Origin of the sequence: Azonexus sp., assembly GCF_036170495.1 — a bacterium.
GTDB lineage: Bacteria > Pseudomonadota > Gammaproteobacteria > Burkholderiales > Rhodocyclaceae > Azonexus.
On sequence record NZ_JAVHPH010000114.1, the window covers coordinates 1 to 5,379 of the forward strand.

6 protein-coding genes are annotated in these 5,379 nt (G+C 64.1%); 3 read left to right on the plus strand and 3 right to left on the minus strand.

Going from position 1 to position 5,379, the window contains the following annotated elements; all coding sequences use genetic code 11:
• Nucleotides 1-398 (plus strand): PduL/EutD family phosphate acyltransferase (locus tag ADADOO_RS03645; RefSeq protein WP_511275104.1); only part of this gene is annotated, 398 nt, incomplete at its 5' end.
• 118 nt (nucleotides 399-516) lie between these two features.
• Complete coding sequence (locus ADADOO_RS03650; protein WP_511275106.1) at nucleotides 517-756, plus strand: hypothetical protein; 240 nt, start codon at nucleotides 517-519, stop codon at nucleotides 754-756.
• An 11-nt stretch (nucleotides 757-767) separates the two neighbouring features.
• Here the strand turns inward: ADADOO_RS03650 and ADADOO_RS03655 are convergent, their stop codons facing one another.
• The 3 genes from ADADOO_RS03655 to ADADOO_RS03665 are packed head-to-tail and all read right to left on the minus strand — an operon-like array spanning nucleotide 768 to nucleotide 3,530.
• Entirely contained in the window at nucleotides 768-1,454 is a 687-nt protein-coding gene (locus tag ADADOO_RS03655; RefSeq protein WP_511275107.1) for an alpha/beta hydrolase, read from the minus strand.
• A 19-nt stretch (nucleotides 1,455-1,473) separates the two neighbouring features.
• Nucleotides 1,474-2,856, minus strand: coding sequence for a heavy metal sensor histidine kinase (locus ADADOO_RS03660; RefSeq protein WP_511275109.1), 1,383 nt, complete (start codon nucleotides 2,854-2,856; stop codon nucleotides 1,474-1,476).
• 2 nt (nucleotides 2,857-2,858) lie between these two features.
• Nucleotides 2,859-3,530: a heavy metal response regulator transcription factor gene (locus ADADOO_RS03665; protein WP_511275110.1), complete on the minus strand. Its 672-nt coding sequence runs from the start codon at nucleotides 3,528-3,530 to the stop codon at nucleotides 2,859-2,861.
• A gap of 57 nt (nucleotides 3,531-3,587) precedes the next feature.
• Here ADADOO_RS03665 and ADADOO_RS03670 point away from each other — a divergent pair.
• The coding region (locus ADADOO_RS03670) for a tetratricopeptide repeat protein (RefSeq protein WP_511275112.1) at nucleotides 3,588-5,379 on the plus strand (1,792 nt) is incomplete at its 3' end.

Sequence of the window (5,379 nt, forward strand, 5' to 3'; positions counted from 1 at the left end):
TCGGCCCGACGCGCAAGGAAACCCAGGTCGAGATCGCGATGACCGAGCAGTTCAAACTCGGCATCCAGCCGCCCATCCGCCAGTCCGGCGACCTCACCGGGACGCCCGGCGTGACGCTCGAAGGGCCGTACGGCACCTCGGTCATCGAGCGCGGCGTGATCTGCGCCCAGCGCCACATCCACATGACCCCCGAAGACGCCATGCGCTTTCATGTGCGTGACAACTACGTCGTCCGCGTCCGCATCGAGGGCGAACGCCAGCTGATCTTTGGCGACGTCGTCGTTCGCGTCAATCCGGCCTTCCACCTGGCCATGCACATCGACACCGACGAAGGCAACGCCGGCAACATCCAGACCGGGATGCTTGGCTACATTGAGGAAATCCAGAGCCGGCACTGATTTAGCGCGCCAGCCGCAACGCCGACAAGGGATGGCCAGCATTGCTGCCCATCCCTTGTTTTTTGCCTCGATGCGCGCAAACTAGCCGCAGGCAGGGCAGACCCAAAGGAAAGACATCATGACCAACGAACAATTGAAGCGCCTCATCACCTCGCCGCTACCGTTCTTTGGCGTCACCGAGCGGGGCGACGTTCTGGCCCGCTACGTCCCTGGCGGGCCGGTGTTTCGCTGGAGCTGGAACCAGATGGTCCCGATGCCGGTGCAGGGCAGCGACCTGATCTGGCTGCTCCAGGCAGCGGACGAAGAAGCGCACTCGATCAGCGACACTGACAAACCCAGGCGCGCCAAGGAAAAATAAGGCGCCAGCCGTCAGGCCGGGCCGGCTTTGTGCATTTGCGCGACCAGCCACTGGCCGATTGCCCAGATTTCTTCGAGGCAGACCGAATGCGGCATCGGGTATTCGTGCCAGTCGATGGGGTAACCGCGCTCGATCAGCCAATCCCGGGCGGCCTGGCCAAGCGTTGGCGCGACGACATCGTCGGCCGTGCCGTGGGCGGCGAAGATCGGGATGGCACGATTAGCGTCGGCCAGCTCGTCAGCCAGCAGCGCCGGCGACGGGATGTAGGTCGACAGAGCGATCAGCCCGGCCAGCTTTTCCGGATGACTCAGCGCCGTCGTGTAGGCCACCGCCCCGCCCTGCGAGAAGCCGGCAAGAAAGATACGGTCAACCGGAATTCCGCGGCTTTTTTCACGTTCAATCAGGTGGCGCACGGTGTCGCGCGAAGCGACGATTCCCGCCGCGTCGATGCGCCGGCTGGTGCTGTCGAGCGAAATGATGTCGTACCAGGCGCGCATGACGTAGCCGCCGTTGCAGGTAACCGGCATGTAGGGCGCGTGCGGGAAGATGAAACGTACGGCTGGCGCCCCGGCCAGACCGAGTTCGCGGACGACCGGCACGAAATCCGAGCCGTCGGCGCCCAGGCCATGCAGCCAGATGACCGCGTATTCGGGGTTGGTAGCAGTTTCGACTTCAAGCGGTGGCAGGTCGTTGTCCAAGAGAGTCTCCTTGCGTTGGTCAGTTGGCGCCGCCGGCCGGGCACGGCAGGCGCAGGTAAAACTCGGTGGCCTGTTCGCCGACGCGGACAGCAATCTCGCCGCCATGGGCGAGCACGATGGAGCGGGCGATGGCCAGGCCTAGTCCCGTCCCTTCGGTAGCGCCGCCTTCCGGACCCGAGGCGAGCCGGACAAAGCGGTCAAAAACCCGGTGCAGCGCCTCGGTCGGAATCGGTTGCCCGGTGTTGACGATGGATAGCTCCGCCAGGCCGTCGACCGCCCCGACTTTGACGACAATCGAACCGCCGGCCGGCGTGTGATGAATGGCATTGACCAGCACGTTACCGATGGCCCGTTCGAGCATCAGGCGGTCGCCCTGCACCGTGATGTCGTCGCCGACCAGTTGCAGGCTGACGTTCTCGGCGAGCAGCCCGTAATACTCGATCAGCCGTTCGCACAGCGGGCGCAGCGCCAGCGGCTCGCTGTGCGGCACGAGCAGGCCATGGTCGGCCTTGGCCAGCAACAGCATGTCGGCAATGATCCGCGCCAGGCGTTCATATTCTTCAAGATTCGAGGCGAGCAGGTCGCGGTATTCATCGACATGGCGCACCTTGCTCAACGACACCTCGGTCTGCATGCGCAGGCTGTGGATCGGCGTCCGCAGCTCATGGGCAAGGTCGGCCGAGAAATCCGACAGGCGCTTGAACGAGTCCTCGAGCCGGCCAAGCATGGCGTTGAAGGCCGTCACCAGTTCGGCCAGTTCCGGCGGTACGTTTTGCTCCGGGATGCGCTCGGCCAGTTGCCCGGCCGAAATACGGCCGGCGGCGTGGGCAATGGCGCGCACCGGGTGCAGGCCGCGGCGAACGACCAGCGCCCCGACGATGGCGGTAAGCAGCGCGGCGGCCAGAATGGCGAAGCGGAAATCGCGTTGCAGCTCATCGAGAAAATCGGTGTGGTGACGAATGTCGCGGGCGACGACGACGTGCGCCGTTTCACCCCAGGCGGTTTCCATGTCGGCAGCTATGACGCGGTACTCGGCATCGCCCAGCACCAGCCGAACCGGCGTCCGGCCCAGCCCGACCTTGGCGGCGGCCAGCGGCTCGGCCAGTTCGGGCGTCGGCCAGTTGAAAATTGGCCCATTTTTCGGGTTGACCGTAACAATCACCCCATGCTCGCCGATCAGGGCGTCACCCAAGCGGGCGGCAAAGGTTTCGGCCGTTTTTTCCTGCGCACCGACGTGGCCGATCAGGGCCAGCTTGCCGAACAGGTCGTGGGCATCGAGTTCGGCCATGTGGGCATCGGCGGCCCGGCTGAAATAGACGCCGAGAGCAGCAAAGACAAGGGTCGCCAGCAGCGCGAAGGCCAGCGACAGACGCAGCGCAATCGAATGCCGCCAGTCGGCCACGATCAGCGGATCTCCATGACATAACCCATGCCGCGCAGGGTGTGGATCAATTTGGGCGAGAAGGCGTCATCGACCTTGGCGCGCAAGCGACGGATGGCCACCTCGACGACGTTGGTGTCCGAATCGAAATTCATGTCCCAGACCTGCGAGGCGATGAAACTGCGCGCCAGCACCTCGCCCTGCCGACGCAAAAAAAGTTCGAGCAGGGCGAACTCCTTGGCCGTCAGATCAATGCGCTGGCCAGCCCGGGTCGCCCGGCGCTTCAGCACATCGAGTTCAAGATCGGCCAGGCTCAGGCTCTCGGCGTCCCTGGCCCGGCCCCGACGCAGCAGCGTGCGGACGCGAGCGAGCAGTTCAGAGAAGGCGAAGGGCTTGACCAGATAATCGTCGGCGCCCAGTTCCAGCCCCTTGACCCGGTCCTCGACCTGATCGCGCGCCGTCAGAAACAGCACCGGCAAATCGCGCCCGGCCGCCCGCAAGGCTTTCAGCACCTGCCAGCCATCCAGCCCGGGCAGATTGACGTCGAGAATGAGCAAGTCGTAGTCGCCCGCCAGCCCCCCGTGCATGCCATCCAGCCCGTTACGCACCAGATCGGCCGTGAAACCGGCTTCGGACAACCCCTGCTTGAGGTAATCGCCCGTCTTCGCTTCGTCTTCGACGATGAGGATTTTCATGCCGGCATTTTGCCCGAGATGCGACAATATTCAGCAATCAGTTAGCGACATGCCACCATGAACCACACGCTTTTCAATATTCCTCAGCCCGAGGATCCCTTCGCCAAATTCGACAAACACGGCCTCACCGCCGACACCCATAAAGTCGCGCTGGCCAGCGCCTTGCTCTGGGCAGAGCGTACCCGCACCGATCTTTACAACCTGCTGCCCCACCTCGAGTTGAAAAACGCGGCGGGCCGCAACTTCACCAGTGAGCAGGTAAAGACAGCGATCGATGAACTGAAAACCAGGCAGTTGCTCCAGGAGGATGCCCGGCGTCCGGGCTATTTCCAGCTCGCCGATGCGCTGCGCATCGCGCTCTACCGGCAATTGCTCGAACTCAAGGAAGGCCAACTCGTCGGCCTCGTTTGCCGCTTTCATAATTTCGACTTGCGGCATATGCGCTACTACGGCCTGGGCAAGCAGCCGGTCGCCATCCCCCTGCTCCGCGCCATGCTGCTCTCCGGCGCCGGGCGGGAAGAACTCGCGCCGTTGCTCAACGCGATCCAACAGGAAACGGACTGGGGCCAACTGGGCGCCTATGCCACCCTGCTCCCGTTCGACGCGACCAGTTTCAAGCGCGTTGATCCTTACTGGCAAAGCGAGTTGGCCAACCGGGCCGTCATCTCGGTCAGCAACATCTGGTCAAGCAATCTTCTACCCGTCGTCGAGTGGGCTATTGAACAACTTCAGGCCGACCCGCAAAGTCTGGCGCCGTATCTGCGCATGGCCCTGGCCGACATCGCCCTGCAGCGCGGCGACCACAGCTTGCTGCAAAAAGCGCTGGACAGCATCGACGGTGCGGGCTGCGATGCCATCCGGGCCGCGGCACTGATTGCCGACGGGCAATGGGAAAGCGGGCAAAAAGCCTACGAAGCCGCCCTCAAACGCGGCCAGACCGAGATGGGCGTCCGCAAGCGGGTTTTCCCGGAAAGCGTCAGCTGGTTTTACCCGCTCGCCCTGCTCGCCCAGGGCGGCCAGAAACAGCTCGACCTGGCGCGCAAATTCTGCATCGGCGAGGCCGGCACACGAACGCCCAATGCCCACGACGACTGGGGCAGATGGGTCAATGCCATTGACGCCCGCCTGGGCAATGCGCCGCTGGCAGCGAGCGCGTTTTCCTTGCAAGCCTCGGCTTACGAGCGTTATTCGCAGGGACTTTTCTGGAAAGTCATGCTCGCCGCCTGGCTCGGCGCCGACACGCTGGGCGCCGCGGCAGCAACCGGCAAGGATAGTGTTTTCGCCGGGCTGCGCCAGCGCCTGCAAAACTGCCAATTCAACATGCTGCTCAGGCTGCTCGACAGCGCCGAAATCGTCCTTGCCGGGGGCGAACCACCGGCCGGCTTTTTCGTCGCCAGCAAGGGCGAGCGATGGCGCGAGGTGCTCAGCGCGCTGCAGGAACTGGTAGGCGAAAATACATCTGGCCCCAAAGGCAAGGACGACGCCGACAAAAGCCGCATCCTGTGGACGCTGAGCATCGGCAAGCAGGGCGAACTGCGCGACATCAAACCGTTCGAGCAAAAGCGCAGCAGCCGCGGCTGGAGCAGCCCGAAAGCCCTGCCGCTGAGCCGGCTGGCGGCTAATCAGGAACTGCCATCCGCTGATGCCAAAGTAGCCCGCTGCCTGCGCGCCGAGCGCCATTACGCCAAGCGCTTCAACATTGATCTGGCGGCCGCCATCGGCGCCCTGGTCGGCCATCCGGCCGTCGCCCTCGACATGGCACCGGCGCAGTTGGTCGATCTCGTCGAAACGCCACCCGAACTCGAAGTCGTCCGCCAGGGCGACCAGATCGTCATGCAGATCAGCCCGC

Excerpts from the sequence above, each read along its gene's own strand:
- ADADOO_RS03665 (WP_511275110.1), bottom strand. The coding sequence starts at position 3,530 with ATGAAAATCCTCATCGTCGAAGACGAAGCGAAGACGGGCGATTACCTC.
- ADADOO_RS03650 (WP_511275106.1), top strand. The coding sequence starts at position 517 with ATGACCAACGAACAATTGAAGCGCCTCATCACCTCGCCGCTACCGTTC.